Origin of the sequence: Paraglaciecola psychrophila 170, assembly GCF_000347635.1 — a bacterium.
In the GTDB taxonomy this organism is placed as follows: Bacteria; Pseudomonadota; Gammaproteobacteria; order Enterobacterales; family Alteromonadaceae; genus Paraglaciecola; species Paraglaciecola psychrophila.
In genome coordinates, this window is the sequence record NC_020514.1 from 5,239,782 (window position 1) to 5,259,305 (window position 19,524).

Below are 19,524 nucleotides of genomic sequence, written 5' to 3' on the forward strand. Positions count from 1 at the left end.
CATAAATCACCTGGTTAATCCGGGATAAACAGCCCTTTTTAAGGGCAATAAATTAAGGGAATAAGGTTCAGCACGGAGAATAGCTGATTATCAAAACGATAAATCTAAGCCGACCACGTAACGTGTTCGGCTTTTTATTGGAAGTTATTAAATCGAGTATTACCTATTTGATCAAAATCCAGGCCTTCTCGTTGCGGGTTTACTTGCATGGATGATTTCAAGTAATTCCACTTCAAATATTAAGGTTGAATAACTACTGATTTTACCCGTTGAGCGGGCACCATATGCTAAGTCTGAAGGCACATAAAACTTGTATTTTGCCCCTTTACTCATTAATTGAACTCCCTCAGTCCAGCCTTTAATTACACGATTTAGTGGGAAGCTGGCTGGCTTACTACGCGCATATGAAGAATCAAATTCAGTGCCGCCTATCAGTGTGCCAAGGTAGTTTACTTTTACTGTATCGGTAGCTTTAGGTTTACTTCCTTCACCGCTTTTTAGTACTTCGTACTGTAAACCAGATTTAGTGACAGTGATGCCAGCACGCTGAGCATTATTTTTTAAAAACGCTACACCGACAGCTTTGTTTTCTTGGCCCATCTGAGCTTTTAGTTCGGCTTGTTTTTCTCGTACTAGAGTTTCAACGGTGCCAGTGATAGATTTAATTTCCTCTTTATTGAGTTGTGACTGGCCTTGTAAGGCTGCGATAAAACCTTTTACCAGCAAGCTTTGGTCATATTGAACCTCCACTTTTTTTTGATTAGCTATTTTACTTTCTATAATGTGACCCACACTAGCGCCGATTGCATAAGATTGTTTTTGTTGTTGTGTACTAAGGACTAAGATTTCTACTTTCATAGGATCAACTGGCGGTGGATGACATGCACTTAAAGTTAAAATAGAGACAATAAAAATAGTGATTGAGGTATAGATTGAGGCCTTTTTCATTATAATTCTCCAACTAGCAGTATGTGATTGGTAGGCAAACGCATATACTAAACGGCATATGACAAAAGAGAAACCCATTGAATAATCGTATTAAAGTCATCTATTTTGTAATATCGCTGAGTACCTTAACCCTTATGGCCTGCAGTGGTTCAAGTGATGTGCCGGTTAGTGAATTTCGCCACGCTGAGGGGGGATCTCATGCCTCCCACATTTCTGCAGACAATACGATCGCTGTTGTTTCTTCTATTGACAATGGTATTACCGTTTGGAATTTGGTTACTAACGAGCAGCGATATGTGTGGCGACATCAAGATGATGGCAGCAATTCAGTGACCAATATTCATATTGCCTTTGATAATTCATATGTTGTCACTGCTGATAGAGAAGCATTTGCGTTATGGAATTTAGAACTTGGTGAGCCAGAAGGTTTTTGGCGAATTGACGAGGCAAGTATTCGAGATATAGCCGTGTCAAATCAAGGTCGAGGTATTTTGGTTGGTCGCGGTAATGGTAAAGTAATGTTTTTTGAGCCCAAGACTGGAAGGCGATTAGAGTTTTTAGGCCACCAAGAAAAAATTAATAGTGTGGATATTTCGCCTAATGGTTTTTATGCATTAACAGGTGGCAACGATTATTTAGCCTATCTGTGGGATACTCGCACTGGCCAAGTTATCCATAAGTTTGATCATCCTAGTAGAGTCACTAAAGTGTCGTTAGATGATCAAGGACGTTACGCATTTACTGCTGACAGTAAACGTGATGCGCGGGTTTGGGACCTGATTACAGGTAAAGAAGTCAGTAATTTACAATATTCAGCTAGACAGCGGATATTCACTACTGCAGTATTTTCAGATAATGGTAAGTACCTACTAACAGGTTCCCCATCAAGAAGGATCAATCGCTGGGATGTAAAAACAGGAGCAGAGCTAAATGAATGGCGAGTTTCGGCGCGTGAAGGTAGTAAACCAGCTTCGGCAGTGGTGCATGATGTAGGTTTTATTGGTGATAGCGAAATTGTTTCAGAAAGTAGCAATGGTTTACTAGAAAAGTGGAAGATAGAAAATTAATGAGCACAGTACAGACAGATATCGAACAATTACAAATGAAAATGGCTTTTCAGGAAGACACCATAGAAAGCCTTAACCAAGCACTCATTTTACAGCAAAAACAAATGGACGACTTACAATTTCAACTTAAACAACTGGTATCAAAAATGAGTGCTATTGAGCCTAGCAATATGGCTTCAGAAACAGAGGAAATGCCGCCTCCACATTATTAATTTCAATTTGCGAGATATAAAAATAGAGTTTTTTTAATAATTAAGCCAGCAGGCCTTGAAGCATTTAATTCTTGAATTAAAATAAACTAAAAGACTGCGTTAATTTGTAAATCGTAGTCTAAATTTGTGGAGTGCTAAGCCGTTAGCGAGGATATTTAGGACTCATTTTTTGGGATTCCTAAATAATGGAGACGTTTTTTCCGTGATTACTGCTTAAAATGAAATAAAACGAATAGTAAGTTGATGCAAGTTAGGCGCAGCTTATTTAGTCGATATAATTAAGTTTACTCGAAAGGTTTAGATGCCATGCACTATTAGCAAAAAACTACTCCGGCTTAAACACCCCAATTACACTTCCACCCGAACGTGAGGCTTTTGCGACTTTTTTATCTGTTTGGGACTCTGAGTAATGACACTTCACACACTCTAACTTTTCGACATTATTTTCGAAATACAGCATGATAGTATCCAGTGCGCGGCACTTGGGGCAATTTGCTCCAGCGACGAATCGTTTTTTTATTTTATTAACCATGGTTTAAGACATTTTTTCGGTTCATCATCTTGATATGATACTCCCATTCAAATTTGAGTGTTATCTCGTTTTAGTTTAAGTGAAACTAATAACAGACTAAACGCTTAAGATAGCTAAAAAGTTCATAACAGGTTTTCATGATCCAATTTTCAGATGTTTCGTTAATGCGTGGCAGCAAAGTTTTGCTGCGAGATGCCAATGCAGTTGTTTACCCCGGCCATAAAGCAGGCCTGATTGGTGCTAACGGGTGTGGAAAGTCCACCTTGTTTGCTTTAATAAAGGGTGAGTTACACACCGAGCAAGGGGATTTTAATATTCCTAAAAACTGGCAAATCGTCTCGGTCGCACAAGAAACGCCTGCGGTTGAACGCTCGGCTCTGGATTATGTGATTGACGGTGATAAACAATACAGAAAGCTACAAGCACAACTCGCCACAGCAGAAGAAGCCCACAACGGCGAACAAATCGCTCTTTTACATGGTTCGTTAGAACATGTGGGTGCTTATGATATTGATGCCCGTGCCTCGACTATTTTAGCTGGTCTAGGTTTTGCCAATGATGTAATGAAAAATCCGGTTTCTGCTTTTTCTGGTGGTTGGCGAATGCGTCTCAACCTAGCCCAAGCATTGCTTTGTCATTCCGATTTATTATTGTTAGATGAACCTACTAACCACCTCGATTTAGATGCAGTCATTTGGTTAGAAAAATGGCTACAGCGTTATACGGGCACCTTGATGCTGATTTCTCACGATAAGTCCTTTTTGGACAGTACAGTGAATGAAATCATCAGTGTTGAGTCGCAGCAACTTGTTAGTTATACCGGTAATTACGATGCTTACGAAAAACAACGTGCCGAGCGTTTACGTCTACAAAGTTTGCAGTATTCAAAGCAACAAGATCAAATAGCGCACCTCGAATCTTTTATTAATCGATTTGGTGCGAAGGCAAGTAAAGCCAAACAAGCCCAAAGCCGTGTAAAACAATTGGCAAAAATGGAAACGTTACTGCCGGTGATGGCCGCTTCCGAATTTAGCTTTAAATTTTTTACCCCGCCAAAGTTACCTAACCCTTTAATAAAGATGGAGCAGGTAAAAGTAGGTTATGGCGATACTATAATTTTAGAAAAATTACACTTGAATCTAGTGCCGGGCAGCCGTATCGGCTTACTAGGTAAAAATGGCGCGGGTAAATCGACCTTAATTAAATTGTTAGCAGGTGAAATATCACCCATTGAAGGGCTATACGAAACATCAGCTGGATTGCGAATAGGTTATTTTGCGCAACATCAATTAGAGTTTTTACGTGGCGAGGATTCAGCCATTGCCCACATGCAAAGGTTAGATAAAAAGGCTACCGAGCAAAGTCTCAGAGATTATTTAGGCGGTTTTGGTTTTCGTGGTGATAACGCCTTAAGCAAAGTAGAGCCTATGTCTGGTGGTGAAAAAGCTCGTCTAGTATTAGCTTTAACCGTTTATCAAAAACCTAACTTGTTGTTGCTGGATGAGCCCACCAACCACCTAGACTTAGACATGCGGCATGCATTAAATATTGCGTTGCAAGGCTTTGAAGGTGCCATGGTACTGATATCTCATGATAGGTTTTTACTGACATCGGTGTGTGATGACTTTTATTTAGTGGATTCAAAGCAAGTACAAGCCTTTGATGGTGACTTAGATGACTACAAAGACTGGATCCTCAAAGGCGATAAAGGCACTAGTGTAGAAAGTGACAAAACCACTGTTAAACCTGATCGTAAAAATATTAAACGCTTAGAAGCAGAATTTAGACAGGCAACAAAACCTCTCAGAAAGTCCATTGAGCAACACGAAAAAACCATGACTGCAGCTCAAACAAAACTAGAAGCTTTAGAGCAGCAACTCGGTGACACTGAGTTATACAACGCCGAAAACAAAAACCAACTCAAACAAGTGTTGACTGAACAAGCCAATCATAAATCAACCCTTGAAGAAGCAGAAATGTATTGGCTAGACGCGCAGGAAGAGTTGGAAACTAAACAAAAGGAATTTGAGCTGGAAATTGTTAGCTAACATGCTGTTTTTGGGTCTTTATAAACACGGATAAACCAATCATTAGTTACCACAAATACGAAGAAAACGATCGGGTGGCTGAGTTAGCGTGCGGCCATTTCAACATGTTAGACATAACCCACCTGAACAAGTCGCCCTTGGGTCATCACAGTAGATGGCCATAAATCTATGCTGGGGCATAAACTGGCATGTAAAAAGTGTGACCGAGATGCTCCTTTGGACAGAAATTACCCGATGTAGAGCTAAACATTATGGTCACTGTTTGTTTACTGGGCTATGACGTAAAAAGTGACGATGTTGATGTGTTATTTTTTGGTACTGGACATACAGATAACCAGCATATTAACGGTGGCATGATGCAGGGAATTAGTACCATGCTATTTCGACTGCTATTGCGGGAGAACTACCTAGTGATCCCAAAAAAGTATTCGATGAAGCAACACAAGGACAATGGCGTATTTGGCCAAAAATTGGTTGGGGACCTAGCGAGACTAGAGGCAGTGGTGAAAATGTGGTTTTAGCCCATGTTAGCTTGTCTTATTTTCAAGGAGGCATAGAGTTTACCCTTGCTGCACAAACCGCCGCACCAGGAAACGATAATATTTATGTCAATTATGCAGGGATAAAAATGCAATCCTTGTTAACGCAAAGTATGTTTGAGTTATTTTAAACTCATCGCAAATAACATTTAACGATGCCAGGGTAAATATGACTTCGATTATCTGTGTTAACACACAACTTGTGATTGCAGTGACACTCAAGCAAAGATTTACCAAGCTATTTTAAGACGTTGACTAAATCTCTAGGTGGCCTTGACCCTAAGTCCTACTGCGATGGTAACTTTTCTAAGATTTTTCATTCAGACTGAATCATACAACTTACTTTTAAAACTCTTTAAAAGTAAGTTGTATAATAGTGATGTCGTCCATGAAAAAGTCTAAGAATGGCAATCGCACACTTTTATGAAACACATCATCACACGCCATAAAACAGAAACGTGGCATAGTACTAAATACCTACATCTGTTTAAACCTTAAGCACCTATAGTTATCCCTGCAGTAAATAATTGACCTTAAGCACACAGTGTAAGAAGCGTAAAAAGTGTAAATTGAGTACATTTCTGACGTTGTGCCTTGGTGAATATTCCATTTCTTAATAATTAAAATATTTGGGAGCATATTATGATAACTAAACAAGGTCTTAGTAAGGTTTTACTATGGCTGCCTGTTGTAGGTGCACTATATCTTTCTAGTCATGTGTTTGCCGGTAGTTGGCAAAATAATCAGTCGTTGGGTGGTTTTAATAAAGTCAATATCTATACACCCGACAGCATTTCGTCTATTGGACAGGGTAAGGCATTGATGATTGTGCTGCACGGTTGCGTGCAGTCCGTTGATGCCTACCTCACAGCTAATTTGGAGTCTGCTGCGGAAAACCACGGTATGGTAATCGCTGTACCAGACGCAATGAATAAAGCGGGTTACAGTTGCTGGTCATATTGGCAAGGGACTAAATCCCGTTCCAGCGGCGACTATAAGAATTTGATTTCACTGGCCACTGCACTGACTACTGATAGTAACCGTGATATCGACCCGGATCAGGTATATATCGCTGGTCTATCCTCAGGTGCAGCTTTCGCCAACACCACCGCTTGTTTGGCTCCTGATATTTTCGCGGGCATGGGTATTAGCGCTGGTCCCAGTATAGGTACCAGTTCAAACGGAGCACTTGGACCCTGTGAAACAGCAAATGTACAAGCTCGATGTCAGCAGTATGCTGGCTCTTATTCCAGTCATTTCTCCAGTCAAATTGCTTCTATTGCCCAAGGGGATCAGGATTCAACGGTGAACTTATGTTACAACGCACAAAATGCCAAAGGTATGGCTGACCTATATGGTGTGAGTGAATTACCCGGCAGCAATATTATCAGTGAAGGAGCCGGTCGGACTGGCGATGAAACACTTTGGCAAGACGGACGCGTGTCTAAACTGTGGTTTAACGGCGTTGATCATGCTTGGTCGGGTGGTCAGGGGGCAAATGGCTCATATATCAATGGTAGCGGCATCAATTATGCCGAATATTTAGGACGGTATTTTGCCACTAACAACCAGCGGGTTGATCGTAACGTAGGTCCTCTATTGAGCAATATTCAGATAAGCCTGTCTGGCAGCCAAATAATGCTAAGTGGCAACGCTCAAGATACTGAAGGCTTTGTGGCTGAGGTCAGTGCTAGTTTTGCGGGAGTCGGTGGCAGTTTAAGCAGTGGTGCAAGTTCAGTAGATGGGGCTGATAATTTTATGATTATCAGTGCTGCACTTGCCGATAACCTTTATCAAGTTAGCCTGCTGGCTACCGATAATGAAGGAAAAGATTCAGCACTTTTCTATAGTTCTATTCGTGTTGGACCTCCTCCGTCACCAGCGGCGCCAGTACTTAGCAATATAACGGTGAGTGTTTCTGGGCAATGTGCAACAGTTAGCGGCAATGTGACAGATATTAATGATGACTTAACATTAGTTAGTATTGCCTTTGCCAACGGCAATATTTCTGCCGTTATTGAACAAACGAGCTATTCGGCAATACAATGCAGTCTGCCCGGTGGCAGCAATACCGCAAGCGTAACGGCAAACGATCAAGCTGCCCAGACTAGCAACGATAGCATCACATTTACTATTGATGCAGGTCAGACAGCCACGTTAGAGCAACATATTAATGCAGGGCGACTGGATTATACCAATTACGCCAATTGCTACCTGGAATACAGCACATCTGCCTTCAAGTTATTTGAAATGGCCTCAGGTGCGAGTCAATGTGTGTGGCAGGATAACGATGCGTCTTGCACTGGACCAATACAGGCCTGCAGTGGTGATGAAAGCGGAGGCGGTTCTGGTGGAGGAAGTGGTGATTCGAACGGCGAAACGTGTGTCGAACATAGCACCTATAACTATTACCATAAAACTGCAGGAAGAGCCTACAGCTCAGGCAGCCCCTATGCGCCAAACTATTTCGCACAAGGCTCTGATGAAGCCATGTCCGGCTCAACTTATGGGCTTAGTATTCTTCACTCTACTGGTAATGCTATCTGGTCTTTAGGTAATTGCCCTTGATATATTAAGTGAACTTAAAGACGGCAGAGCTACACTCACCATTGCTCTGCCATTTTTATTTTATTGTGCATCCAGCTCTTCCTCTGTGGTTAAAGTATTTCACCTTTTCAAACTGATTTTACCTCTCCCCCAGCTTAGATATATACATTGAGCGTAATTGTCCGGTTAACTTGAAGTTTTTTGTCCTTGTTGGCCAAAGGATGCCATGTATTATTTACAACATAAAAATAACAGTTTATTTACATTAAGGTGCAGTATGCCCGAATTTATTATCCCCAGCAGTCCAAGACATAAGCCCAGACTTCATCCACTATGCAGTGCTTTGTTAGTTGCACTTGCTTTGCCTATTCATGCACAAGACAGTGACAATACAAAAGAAGATTCAGAACGCGGTATCGAGTTGATTACGGTGACTGCTACTCGTCAGGTCGAAAATCTACAAGATGTGCCTATTGCTATCACAGCTCTGTCTGCGAATGAGTTAGAGAAGATGCAAATTCAGGATTTGGGCGATCTGGAGTCAAAGGTGCCTAATCTGAACTTGCATGTAGGCGATGCTTCTAACGCCGTGGTGTATATTCGCGGAGTGGGTCAGATAGATTCCATCTCTTTTAATGATCCGGGGGTGGGTGTTTATCTGGATGATGTCTATATGGGTCGGGTTCAAGGTGCATTTCTCGATGTGGTGGATCCACAGCAAATTGAAGTATTGCGAGGCCCTCAGGGCACCCTCTACGGACGCAACACTATCGGAGGAGCGATTAAATTTACCAGTGCTAAACCCACAGAAGATACAGAGGCGTACCTAGGTCTTAATCTTGGTAATTACAACCAATTGGGCCTTAAAGGCAGCATAAGTGGAAGCTTGATAAGTGATACGTTGACAGGACGATTTGCGTTATCTAGTAAAAAACGGGACGGTTATAGTAACAATCTCTTTGATGGCGGCGATGACAATGATAAGGATACCCTGGCTTGGCGGGGAAGTCTGATGTATCAACCGACTGATTATTTTTCAGCCTACCTCGTATTGGACGGTTCCGATAGCAGCCCTAATCATTCACGTACTCCTCATAGGGAAACCCCTATTTATTCGCTGTCAGCAGGAGGTTTTCTGCCTGCTGGTGATGATCCTTTCGAAGTCGATGTTACCTATAACGATCTGGAAAAGTTGAAAACGAAAGGAGCGGCACTGACCCTAGAATACAATTGGGGCAATAATACTGTTAAGTCTATCAGTGCCTATCGCGAAATGGATTATCGAACTCACTTGGATCTAGACGGTAGTGCAGATGAGACGTTTGGTATTTATAATTTCGAAGAGCAGGATCAGTTTAGTCAGGAACTGCAGTGGCTTTATCGCACAGACTCACTTTCAGTGGTTTCCGGCCTTTATTACTTCAAGGAAAATGATCTGACCCTAGGCGGCGCAGTAGCTCCAGAGTTCTTTGTCCCTCTTGGCGATGGTGTCTACTTTCCTTTTCCTGTTATCAATGCCGGAAAACGTGATCAAATCAACACCAGTAGCGCTGTCTATACCAATATCAATGTTGATTTAACTAAGCGTTTAAGCCTTACTTTAGGTGCCCGCTACACCACAGAGAAAAAATCAGTCAGTAACGAAGGAGAAGAGTTTTTCGGTACCGGCATCACGACCGCCGAACAGATGGAGCAAGTGTTCGGTACCGGTGTGGGATTCGGGCAGACCGGTTATGAGGCTGAGCAAGACTGGAATTCCTTCTCACCCAAAGTCGTTTTAGATTATAAGGCTACTAAGAAAACCCTTGTATATGGTAGCGCCAGCCGGGGTTTCAAAAGCGGCGGTTTTAACGGTCGTCTGACATCTATCGCCCAGCCATTTGATCCTGAAACCATGTGGAGTTATGAAGTGGGATCCAAGTCGTTGTTGAACGACGACAACATTCGTTTAAATATGGCGGCATTTTACAACGACTATAAAAACTTTCAGCTGAGTCGCTTTTCTATCGATCCAGACACTGGTGCCTTCTTGTCTCTGTTTGATAACGCTGGTAAAGCTAGTATCTACGGTGCTGAGATGGAATTCAGCGCCATGCTGACCGCTGATCTAACCCTCAACATTAATGTCGGCTACTTGGGGGGAGGTTATGACAATCTAATTGGTGACTTCGGTGAGGAGGTCAGTGACAAACGTGAGTTGGTTAACGCTCCGAAATGGAATGGTCGACTCGGTTTAGAATACTGGTTTGATATAGGCGCAAAGGGTTCTCTTTGGGCTAGTCTGTCATCTAGTTATCGTAGCAAAACTTATCTGACGGTGAGCAGCAGTGAAGTGTTAGCCCAAGATGCATATTCGCTATTGGATGTATCTGTTCGATACCGCTCTCCCGATGAGCGCTGGCAAGTCATGCTGTATGGCAAAAACTTGACTGACAAGCACTATCGACAGCACGGTTTCGATCTTAGTGCTTCACCCGGAGTTCAGCTGGGTTACTACGGTGCTCCACGCACTTTTGGTATCGATATAAAATATGAGTTTTAATATGAGACTTGATAAAGAAACAGCAGTCCTTCTGGAGCAATTTAACCAGCAGATACCAGATCTCCATAACCAACAGGTTTCGATAGAAACCTCTCGGGCTGGTGCCCAAGCTATGTTTATCGGCTTGCAAGGCCCAGTGCCAATAGGATGCCGAGTCAGTGAGCTAAACATACCTAGTGATGAAGGTGATATTCCCGCTCGCCTTTATCTACCAGTCATCGAGACAGAAACCCCGTTGCCAGTAGTTATGTTTCTGCACGGCGGTGGTTGGTCTTTGGGAGATTTGGACTGTTATCAGGCCTTGGTCGCCAGTCTCTGTGAATTGAGTGGTATGGCATTTGTCAGCCTAGAGTATCGGCTGGCTCCGGAGCACAAATATCCGGCCGGTTTAAAGGATGCCTGCTCAGGATTAAGTTGGCTCTATCAACATGCTCAGTCAATGAATTTAGACTCAAACCGTATTGCACTGATGGGTGATAGTGCTGGTGCTAATCTTGCCCTATCGACCAGTTATCAGATGAACAACATAAACGGTATACAGCTGAAAGGTCTGTATTTAATTTATCCAGTATTGGATGTACATAACCCTCATCAGACTTATCCATCAAGAGAGCAATTTGGAAACGGGGATTATTTACTGAGCACAGCGGCTATCGATGACACGCGTGTGATGTACCTAGACGAGAAAGGACGCGCTGATGACCCATTGGTCTCCCCGATGTTTTTGACTGATTTACAGCGTTTACCAGCCACTTCCATTTTGGTAGCCGGTTTTGACCCATTGCACGATGAAGGCCAACAATTCGCTGAAAAACTGCACCAAGCCGGGAAACTAAGGCACTTCGAAGACTTTGACAGCACCATCCATGCTTTTTTGTCCTTCGGAGATTTATCAGTGGCTCAGCAAGCTAGACAACGTTTAGCCGAACAGCTTAAAGCAGACTTGTTGCCCAATAAGGAAAATGAACACACACAAAGGAGAGCATCACGATGAAAAGGATGAATAATAATCAATTCAAAAGCATTCGCCGGCTTCAACAATTCGGTCTGGCGATTCTGTTGACATTCATCGCTAGCCTAGTCAACGCAGCCAGCCCTGTCCTAGAAGCTAGTTTTAGCAGTGGTATCAACAATGGTTGGGCCAAAGTAGAAAGGTGGGGTGATACCAGTGGTAATTTAATGCAGGAGAGCTTTCCCTTAGATGGTCGAGGTAATCAAACCGGTCAAAGAGCTACTTTTTTTGCCAACCCAACCCCCTCTTCGGATACGTTTTTGATCTACTATGGGCCAAACTGGAATAGCAATAGTAAAGCGACGCCAGTGTTACTGATCCACGGTGCTAATCAGGATGCCGATATAGCCTGGGCGAACCCCAATGAAGCCGGTGACTATGGCTGTGGTAGGCAAACCTGTCCAAACACAGGTTTGATGCAAGCTCTAGCAACAGATAACTTTAAGGTATTTGCTCTATCTTTGGCCCATAAAAACGGCGACGGGTATTTCTGGTCAGAACAGATAGCCAATGCCATCAGCGTGATCAAAAATCGAACTGGCGCACAGAGTGTGGACCTAGTTACCTGGTCCAAGAGTGCTTTTAATGCCCGAATGTATGTTTCATCTTTGACCCAATCATGGGGAACGGTTTACCAGAATGATGTAAGACGGTTGATAATGCTGGGAGGTCCTAATAATGGTATCGACTGGTCCTTCCGTCACGGTTGGACTCAAACCTTTGGCGTATACCCTGGTTGCGGCGGTGTCATCAACGGCCCAACGGCCCATGATGCTATATTTTGCTTCGGTGTTTGGCAATATGGTTCTGAATGGAGTTATGCCTCCAGCTATTTTACTGGCGCTGCACAAATGCTGAAAAAATGGGATAGTACCTATTCATTATCAGTAAGCGAACAGGATTGGCATACTACTTATTACGGCGGTTGGGGCTATTATACCCATGCTCAGGGTATCGATGCGTTTATGCCTGAATCTTTGGTGGATTCAGTTAGGGCTGCTGGTACGGACCCTGCTGTTCGAATTCACAATCTTTGTGGTAATCAAGCGGATATCGCGTTGATCCATAATGAACATACCGGCCCTTCAGATGGTGTTGTATTTATAACCAGTTGTAGTGATACCACAGGCATCAATAACAACGGTGGTACTTCCGTGATTGCCTCTAATCATTTGGAACTGGGCTGGCAACTGGCCGGCGTTAATCAGATTAGGAGCTGGCTTAATGCCAACTGATTATTAATGGGAATTAGTCTAAGGTGCGAGAGCTGAAACATCACTCTGTACTTTAGTTGGATTGATTTGCAGGATACTTTATGCTCTATTGCCTTGACTCTTTTACTCTCGGACAAAGCAAATCGGTGCCTGAATCATCCTTTCTGTCACAGCAGCATCCTCAGTCAATCCATGATCATGGCCTGACGATGCTGACGTCAATTTTGGCCGCTGCTGGTTTGTCATTGCCAGTTGTCTTGGCCGATTTAGGTTTGCAAGACAACGGCAGTCTTAGCATTGTGGATTTTCTAAGAATACTAGAATCCTTCTCCATTGAGCTGCGTGATGAGTCATTGCATATGTCTAAGCGCCCTCTATTGCCGGGCACTAATGATCATGTATTGGCCAATTTAAGTCGTTGCGAAACCTTGCTGGACGCTCTGCAACAACTGGCGAGCTCTTATAATTTTATTCATGGCGGCGCCTATAACAGGGTGGAAGTAAAGGATCGTGAAGTAGTCTATGTCATAGATGACCATGATTTCCCTTACTTGGATGACAGCAGCAGCGAACATATTCGTTTCAATCTAGAATGTGTATTATTGTATGTGCATGGTGTGATCTGTAGTCTTTCCCATCCTCAGCAAGCGGACTTAATTAAGGTGCAGAGTAGGATCCCGAGTAAGCAGCAATCCCTGTTGCTGGCAGCATTTCCTAATCTGCCCATCCGCCACACTGCCTCATGTTACGCGCTGCATTATCCCGTCGAGTTGGCTAAAATAAAACTGTGCAGCGAGCAAAATATCCCTCTCACTTCAGCCCAAGTCTATAGTGGGTTACAGCAATATTTGTTAGTTGAACCTGATAGTCATGAAAACTTGCTGACCAAAGTGAGATCAGCATTAAAAGCCGGTTTACACAGCCAGGAAGCGGTGGCAGATTGTCTGGGGTGCAGTGTTGCGACACTGCGTCGCAAATTGGCTGACTGCAACAGCAGTTTTAGAAAAGCTCGCGAAAAATTCTTGAACCAGGAAGCGAAAATACTACTGTCGCAACAAATGAACCTGGATGATATTGCCCATAAACTGGGTTTTTCCGATTCTAGGAGCTTTAATCGGGCTTTCAAGGCTTGGAATGGCATGACGCCCAGAGATTTCGTTGACAACCAATAACGAATCTAAAGTGGTAGGAATTTTACACCGCCTGATATCAACTTAAACAACTATATACGCTTTTAAAAATGTGTTCTTTGTAGCAATGTTAGCTATTTTGATTGGTAACACCAGAATATTTTTATTTTCCTCTGTGTCCACTCGCTCTGTGGTTAAAAGCTTTTATCTTTGCTTTATGCCTGCAACCAAAACAGGTTTTTATGTTTTAGCTGATTTGATGTATTCTATGCTTATAATAATTCACACCTTTGTTGTTGATGAACTCAGAGCCCCAAACCAATCAAAATGTTCGTTATGGTGAAATAGTTGAAAGTGATTTTAGGCCTCCTTGGTGGGCTAAAAATAGACACATGCAAACTATTTTCCCGCGTTTTATACAAAAACGCGCCAAGCTTGATTATCGTAAGGAAAAGTTAGTTTTACCTGATGGTGATTTCGTCAATTTAATTTGGGCCGGTAATGTACAAAAATCATCAGGCTTAATTGCTATGTTCCATGGTTTGGAGGGTTCAATTCGCTCGCATTATAGCAACGACATGGCGGCGAACTTTGTTAAGCAGGGCTACGCAGTGGTGTTAATGCATTTTCGTGGTTGTGGCGGTGAACAAAACGCCACACCAAGAGCCTATCACTCAGGCGAAACAGAAGATGCTTGGTATGTTTTGAATTGGCTTGAGCAGAAATTTCCTGAAACAAGCAAAGCGGCAATGGGTTTCTCTCTTGGTGCTAATATGCTGCTCAAACTCTTGAGTGAACAACCTAAGCAGAAGATTGTAAAAGCGGCAATGGCTGTGTCTACACCGTTCAACTTGGCTCTGTGTGCGAATAGTATTAACCAAGGATTCTCTAAGGTTTACCAAGCTTATTTGTTAAAAAGCATGGTAAACAATCTGTTGATTAAAATGCGAAATATGGATTATGGCAAGTTACTCAAAGTAACAGAGTCACAGATTAAGCAGTTTAAAAGCTTTCGAGATTTTGATGAGCATATCACCGCGCCACTGCACGGTTTTGTAGATGCTGATGATTATTATAATAAATGCAGTTCACAAAATTTTCTTAAAGGCATCACCACACCTACGCTAATCGTTCATGCCAAAGACGATCCTTTCATGCACGAGAGCATCGTGCCCGATATCGATGCTATATCGCCAAATGTATGCCTTGAAGTGAGCGAGAACGGTGGCCATGTTGGGTTTCTTCAGGGTACACCATGGCGCCCTAAAATCTGGATGCAGCAAAGGGCCAATACTTTTTTTCAGCCTTTTATTGCTGGCAAGGCAACTCATTTATTTACAGGTAATCCCCAATGATCATCCCAATTACAGACTTAACCGAAGACGTTTTATTGAATATTATTGAAGGTTTTGTCTTACGTGAAGGCACCGAATATGGTGAAGCTGACGTGTCACTGTCAGAAAAAGTGCAGCAAGTGCTGGCGCAGTTAAGGTTAGGTGATGTGCTGTTGGTTTATTCTGAATTACACGAAACAGTAAACATCATCCCCAAGCAACAGCTCGGGGAATTTGAATTGTCAGAGAATGTGCAACAATAGAGTGTTTGCAGGCTTAGTGGGCCAAAAAAACCAAGTTAAAGTTAACTGGTACGGTTAGACCAATACCACTTAACCCTGCTAACGTTTGCAATATTTCAATTCCAGATGTCAAACCAAAATCTGTAGCCGATATTAAGATTGGCTGAGTACTGGTAGCGACTATGCCATCATCGGCTTTGCGTGTAACTTGCACTGTCGCGCTAATCGTTTTGCTAATACCCATAATACTTAACTCTGCTGGAAGTGTCACTAATACTGAATTACCCTTTGCAAGAGTTAAAACGCTATCAGGTAGTTGCGCCGTTAATTTAGCTGTGGGAAATTTGTCTACTAAAAAAAGTTTCTCGCGCATCCGTGTATCGCGGATTTCGATACCTGAGTCGATGCTACCTAGTTCAATTTCAACTTGTAATTTTCCTTCAGGACCAAACTCGGCGTTAAGTGTCCTGAATTGTTGAACCTCACTGATATGCTGATTTTTAGTTGATACAAAACTCAAGCTTGATTCGTCCTTAACTAACATCCAATGGGCGTTTGCTGCTGAACAGAATAAAAATAAACTGATAAAAATAGTGCTTAGTAATAAAGATTTCATAGTTAACTCAATTAGTAGAAATGATACTTCTATACGGGTTGATTGTCGTTCCCAAATTCACATTTAACGATGTTCTGCCAATCGACATTCTGGTCGCCCATAATAAAAAAATCAGGGTTTATAACACTGGTACGCGAGTTGTAACTTAAAGGGGCAAAATCATGTGCCAATATTTTGCCTCCCGCTTCGACCACTATACATTGAGATGCACCTGTATCCCATTCTCCCGTTACGCCAAATCGTAAAAAAACATCTGCTTTACCCTCAGCAATAAAACAGGCTTTAAGAGAACAACTGCCCGCAGGTAAGGTTTGATAAATACGGTCTTCACTGAGACTAGAGATGACTTTCTCGCGAGGTTGTCTGCGACTAATAGCAATAATCAGAGGATCTTCGTTAGGTGCCTCTAAACTGCGGACATAAATTTGTTTATTCTCTACAGGGCATTCTTTAAATGCGCCATGACCTTTCAGCGCAGAATACAAGGTTTCGCCAGTGGGCCAGTAAATGACGCCCATAATAGGTACGTTGTTTTCTATCAGTGCAATATTAACTGCAAAATCACCACTGCGAGCGATAAATTCTTGAGTTCCATCAATGGGGTCAATAAGCCAATAACGGGTCCAAGTTTTGCGTAATTCTAGTGAGCTAATTTCTGTCTCTTCAGACATGATAGGAATGTCTGGCGTTTCCTTTCTCAACATATCCATAATGACTTCGTTGGCTCTGTAGTCAGCGGTAGTGACAGGCGAGTCGTCATCTTTTTGAAAACTAGTAAAATCACCACTGTCATATATTTCTAGTACTACTTTACCTGCTTTGACCGCTGTTTTTTTGGCTATATCAAAAAGCTGTTGTGCGTTTTCTGTTGGCATTAGCGGGCTTTCCTCCATTTTTCAGCAAGTAACAAGGCAGCAATACATCTAGCCTCTACAAAATCATCTTTAGCTAATAATGCATCTATATCATTAATTGACCATTTAACAACTTCTAAAGGTTCAGGCTCATCACCTGGGAGTACTTCAGGATATAGATCTTCTGCGATAAAAATGGTCATTTTGGCATCAAAAAACGCAGGCGCCATGCTAACACTATGCAGAGGGTGTAATGTTTTTGTACCAAAGCCAATTTCTTCTTTTAATTCTCTATTTGCCGCTACCTCTGGGGATTCACCTGGGTCAATCAATCCTTTTGGGAAGCCTAATTCGTAGGTATGAGTACCTGCGGCATATTCCCTGACTAATAAAAATTCATCAGCATTGATAAAAGGCACCACCATGACAGCGCCTCTGCCACTGCCAGCCATGCGTTCAAAAATACGGGTTTCGCCATTTGAGAACTCTAAATCGACTTGCTCGATTTTAAACAATCCGCTTTTGGCAACCACCTTGCGCGAGTGAATTTGTGGAAGTGTTTTTTTATTGTCTATGTTGCTCATGAATTTTTCACGTTAATATGGCCGCTGCTCTCGTCTGTTTAAAAGTTAAATGAACTTTAAATTGATGAATTGTATGATGATTAAATATACCTGTTAAATAGAGGACATGCTACTTGTCAAAGCTTGCTTGGAAAGATATTCATACTGTGTTGCTAGATATGGACGGCACTTTGCTTGATCTGCACTTCGACAATCACTTTTGGTTAGAGCACCTGCCTAAAAAATTAGCTGAGAAACACGGTGTTTCAGTAGAAGCTGCCAAAGATTTGATGGCCGTAGATTACGCACAGGTAATGGGTACGCTAAGTTGGTATTGCCTAGATTTTTGGACTGAAAAACTGAATATCGATATCATTGAGGCCAAACGCGAGATTGAACATCTAATCAGTATACGCGCCGACAGTTTACCTTTTATAGATACCTTAAAAGCCTCAGGGAGAGAAGTGATCTTAGTCACCAATGCCCATCCAGACAGTTTGTCGTTAAAGGTGGAACATACTCAATTAGACGAGCATATAGACCAATTAATATCGACTCATGAATTTGCTGTCACCAAAGAGTCCCAGCTTTTATGGCAACGGCTGCAGACAAAACTTGGCTTTAATCCAGAGCACACCCTTTTTGTTGACGATAGTTTAGGCATACTAAAAGCCGCTCAAGACTTTGGTATTAAACATTTATTAGCTGTTAGCAACCCTGATAGCCAACAACCCGCTAGAGAGATTAGCGAGTTTCCATCAATACAGGACTATCGTTATTTGCTGGATGATATTACGGCAAATCCGTTTATCCATTAGGTTGTCATATTTTAGAGTGAGCTAAACCCTCAGTCACTTATCGGATACTATAAAAAGAACAGTGATTTGTACTGTATAGACGGTGTTAGAACTTAATCGGAAAATATCCATCGGCATCGGCTTGACCAAAAAACTGTGCAGCCTGATGTACTTCTTTGGGTAAGCTAACCTCGGGTTTAAACCGCCCTTCTATTTTAAATTGCATATTAGCAGGAATAGTGGCTTTTGCGGTTAAGCCAAATCTGTTGGGTTGTTTGACGTGCAACACAACACTGCCATCTTGGCAGCTTAGATCAGCTGTAAAATCACCTAATTCAATGACTCCGGTTACACCTGTAAAATTGGCATTCAACCATTGACCTTTTACCGGTAAAAGTTTGGCAACCTGCTTCGTAATCCACCCGGTTTAGCTCAACTTTAAAGCGACCGTCGGCTTCAATAGGAATGGGTAAAGGCAGCAAGCTAATCGCTAAGTTGGCAGGTATGTAAGCCAATAAATTTTCAACTTTGAGATGTTGCCCTTTGAAACTAACCAATCCACTTGCAGATATTTGAGCAACGTCACGCATATTACCCGCGTTGATATCTGCGCTGATTTTCCCTAGCACTAGAGGGAAAAAAGACAGTGTCCAGTTAACATCAGATATCGGGAAACCTTTGGCTTGCGCACGTTGTGCATGACCATTCCAAATGGTGCCCGAAATGCCACTTACACTCACCCCTTTGGGTAGCTGGATTTTCGACAAAACATGGGCTGCAGGTAATGTAACAATTAAAAATATAACATAAACCACGAGGCATAAGACGCCCCATTTTAAAACTGACTTCATGATTTCCCTAGTTTTAAACGACGAATTTTAACTTGCCCAGGCAAATCAGATTCTGCTATATCAATGTCTAAAATGCTCACACCGGTTTTTTCTAGTGATTGTAACCAACTTAATACATTATTAAAGGGAGCTTGATCTATCCATACTTGTAATTCGTCATCCTGAGGTTGCATCCGAGAAATCGTAATTTTCATGCTATTAGCTGATTGGTTCACCGCTTGAGGCAGTGAGCCTGAAAATGAAGCCTTGTTACCGCCACTCTTTCGAAGTTGCACTGCTCGGTTAGCATTTTTCTGTACCCATTCAAGTAACTCTGTTTGATTGTTAACTGCGGTTTGGTTTCGCTCGAGTGACGTGCTCAGCGGTGACCAAATTCCCCAATAAAATATGGCAACTAATACTAACACCGCTGAAATAATCACTAAGCGTTGTTCACGATTACTTAATTGTAAAAACGTACTTTTGAGTTTGTCCAT

At 42.3% G+C, this 19,524-nt stretch carries 22 protein-coding genes; 14 read left to right on the forward strand and 8 right to left on the reverse strand.

Going from position 1 to position 19,524, the window contains the following annotated elements:
- Window positions 1-171 precede the first annotated feature (171 nt).
- On the reverse strand, window positions 172-948 hold the full coding sequence (locus tag C427_RS23040; protein WP_007642693.1) for an FKBP-type peptidyl-prolyl cis-trans isomerase: 777 nt from the start codon (window positions 946-948) through the stop codon (window positions 172-174).
- 134 nt (window positions 949-1,082) lie between these two features.
- Here C427_RS23040 and C427_RS23045 point away from each other — a divergent pair, with 134 nt between their 5' ends.
- Both C427_RS23045 and C427_RS23050 read left to right on the forward strand, forming a co-directional pair.
- Window positions 1,083-2,015 carry a WD40 repeat domain-containing protein gene (locus tag C427_RS23045; RefSeq protein WP_051075228.1) on the forward strand — a complete coding sequence of 311 codons (933 nt, stop codon included), beginning with the start codon at window positions 1,083-1,085 and terminating at the stop codon, window positions 2,013-2,015.
- Window positions 2,015-2,227 (forward strand): SlyX family protein, encoded by a 213-nt coding sequence (locus tag C427_RS23050; RefSeq protein WP_007642697.1) that lies wholly within the window; start codon window positions 2,015-2,017, stop codon window positions 2,225-2,227. The genes C427_RS23045 and C427_RS23050 overlap by 1 nt, the downstream gene beginning before the upstream one ends.
- A 325-nt stretch (window positions 2,228-2,552) precedes the next feature.
- Here the strand turns inward: C427_RS23050 and C427_RS23055 are convergent, their stop codons facing one another.
- Entirely contained in the window at window positions 2,553-2,759 is a 207-nt protein-coding gene (locus C427_RS23055) for a YheV family putative zinc ribbon protein (protein WP_034900235.1), read from the reverse strand.
- A 137-nt stretch (window positions 2,760-2,896) separates the two neighbouring features.
- Between C427_RS23055 and C427_RS23060 the strand changes: the two genes are divergently transcribed.
- From C427_RS23060 to C427_RS23100, 11 genes are all read left to right on the forward strand, one after another.
- A complete protein-coding gene (locus C427_RS23060) occupies window positions 2,897-4,807 on the forward strand; it encodes an ATP-binding cassette domain-containing protein (protein ID WP_007642701.1) in 1,911 nt (636 codons plus the stop codon).
- 144 nt (window positions 4,808-4,951) lie between these two features.
- Window positions 4,952-5,047, forward strand: coding sequence for a hypothetical protein (locus C427_RS28970; protein WP_407636140.1), 96 nt, complete (start codon window positions 4,952-4,954; stop codon window positions 5,045-5,047).
- 11 nt (window positions 5,048-5,058) lie between these two features.
- Window positions 5,059-5,328, forward strand: coding sequence for a hypothetical protein (locus C427_RS23065; RefSeq protein WP_007642703.1), 270 nt, complete (start codon window positions 5,059-5,061; stop codon window positions 5,326-5,328).
- Window positions 5,319-5,477, forward strand: coding sequence for a hypothetical protein (locus tag C427_RS26630; protein WP_007642705.1), 159 nt, complete (start codon window positions 5,319-5,321; stop codon window positions 5,475-5,477). The genes C427_RS23065 and C427_RS26630 overlap by 10 nt, the downstream gene beginning before the upstream one ends.
- A gap of 511 nt (window positions 5,478-5,988) precedes the next feature.
- The gene (locus tag C427_RS23070) at window positions 5,989-7,914 is read left to right on the forward strand and encodes an extracellular catalytic domain type 1 short-chain-length polyhydroxyalkanoate depolymerase (protein WP_007642709.1); all 1,926 of its coding nucleotides are present in this window, start codon (window positions 5,989-5,991) and stop codon (window positions 7,912-7,914) included.
- A gap of 256 nt (window positions 7,915-8,170) precedes the next feature.
- Window positions 8,171-10,435 carry a TonB-dependent receptor gene (locus tag C427_RS23075; RefSeq protein ID WP_007642711.1) on the forward strand — a complete coding sequence of 755 codons (2,265 nt, stop codon included), beginning with the start codon at window positions 8,171-8,173 and terminating at the stop codon, window positions 10,433-10,435.
- A gap of 1 nt (window position 10,436) precedes the next feature.
- Entirely contained in the window at window positions 10,437-11,429 is a 993-nt protein-coding gene (locus C427_RS23080; RefSeq protein ID WP_015431413.1) for an alpha/beta hydrolase, read from the forward strand.
- Entirely contained in the window at window positions 11,426-12,682 is a 1,257-nt protein-coding gene (locus C427_RS23085; RefSeq protein ID WP_007642715.1) for an esterase/lipase family protein, read from the forward strand. Before C427_RS23080 ends, C427_RS23085 begins: the two co-directional genes overlap by 4 nt.
- 80 nt (window positions 12,683-12,762) lie before the next feature.
- Entirely contained in the window at window positions 12,763-13,833 is a 1,071-nt protein-coding gene (locus C427_RS23090; RefSeq protein WP_007642717.1) for a helix-turn-helix domain-containing protein, read from the forward strand.
- Window positions 13,834-14,090: 257 nt separating this feature from the next.
- Window positions 14,091-15,146: a hydrolase gene (locus C427_RS23095; RefSeq protein WP_007642720.1), complete on the forward strand. Its 1,056-nt coding sequence runs from the start codon at window positions 14,091-14,093 to the stop codon at window positions 15,144-15,146.
- Window positions 15,143-15,388: a YheU family protein gene (locus C427_RS23100; RefSeq protein ID WP_007642728.1), complete on the forward strand. Its 246-nt coding sequence runs from the start codon at window positions 15,143-15,145 to the stop codon at window positions 15,386-15,388. The genes C427_RS23095 and C427_RS23100 overlap by 4 nt, the downstream gene beginning before the upstream one ends.
- Before the next feature lie 13 nt (window positions 15,389-15,401).
- Here the strand turns inward: C427_RS23100 and C427_RS23105 are convergent, their stop codons facing one another.
- The 3 genes from C427_RS23105 to nudE are packed head-to-tail and all read right to left on the reverse strand — an operon-like array spanning window position 15,402 to window position 17,421.
- Complete coding sequence (locus C427_RS23105) at window positions 15,402-15,983, reverse strand: YceI family protein (protein WP_007642730.1); 582 nt, start codon at window positions 15,981-15,983, stop codon at window positions 15,402-15,404.
- Between the two features lie 29 nt (window positions 15,984-16,012).
- Window positions 16,013-16,858: a 3'(2'),5'-bisphosphate nucleotidase CysQ gene (gene cysQ / locus C427_RS23110; RefSeq protein WP_007642731.1), complete on the reverse strand. Its 846-nt coding sequence runs from the start codon at window positions 16,856-16,858 to the stop codon at window positions 16,013-16,015.
- Window positions 16,858-17,421 (reverse strand): ADP compounds hydrolase NudE, encoded by a 564-nt coding sequence (nudE, locus tag C427_RS23115; protein ID WP_007642732.1) that lies wholly within the window; start codon window positions 17,419-17,421, stop codon window positions 16,858-16,860. Before nudE ends, cysQ begins: the two co-directional genes overlap by 1 nt.
- Window positions 17,422-17,534: 113 nt before the next feature.
- Here nudE and yrfG point away from each other — a divergent pair, with 113 nt between their 5' ends.
- Complete coding sequence (gene yrfG, locus C427_RS23120) at window positions 17,535-18,218, forward strand: GMP/IMP nucleotidase (RefSeq protein ID WP_007642733.1); 684 nt, start codon at window positions 17,535-17,537, stop codon at window positions 18,216-18,218.
- 85 nt (window positions 18,219-18,303) lie between these two features.
- Here the strand turns inward: yrfG and gspN (C427_RS28380) are convergent, their stop codons facing one another.
- Genes gspN (C427_RS28380) through gspM form a run of 3 tightly spaced genes read right to left on the reverse strand, consistent with a single transcriptional unit; the run spans window position 18,304 to window position 19,524 of the window.
- On the reverse strand, window positions 18,304-18,570 hold the full coding sequence (gene gspN, locus C427_RS28380; protein WP_015431414.1) for a type II secretion system protein N: 267 nt from the start codon (window positions 18,568-18,570) through the stop codon (window positions 18,304-18,306).
- Window positions 18,533-19,048, reverse strand: coding sequence for a type II secretion system protein N (gspN, locus tag C427_RS23125; RefSeq protein WP_269079238.1), 516 nt, complete (start codon window positions 19,046-19,048; stop codon window positions 18,533-18,535). The genes gspN (C427_RS28380) and gspN (C427_RS23125) overlap by 38 nt, the downstream gene beginning before the upstream one ends.
- The gene (gene gspM, locus C427_RS23130) at window positions 19,045-19,524 is read right to left on the reverse strand and encodes a type II secretion system protein GspM (RefSeq protein WP_007642736.1); all 480 of its coding nucleotides are present in this window, start codon (window positions 19,522-19,524) and stop codon (window positions 19,045-19,047) included. The genes gspN (C427_RS23125) and gspM overlap by 4 nt, the downstream gene beginning before the upstream one ends.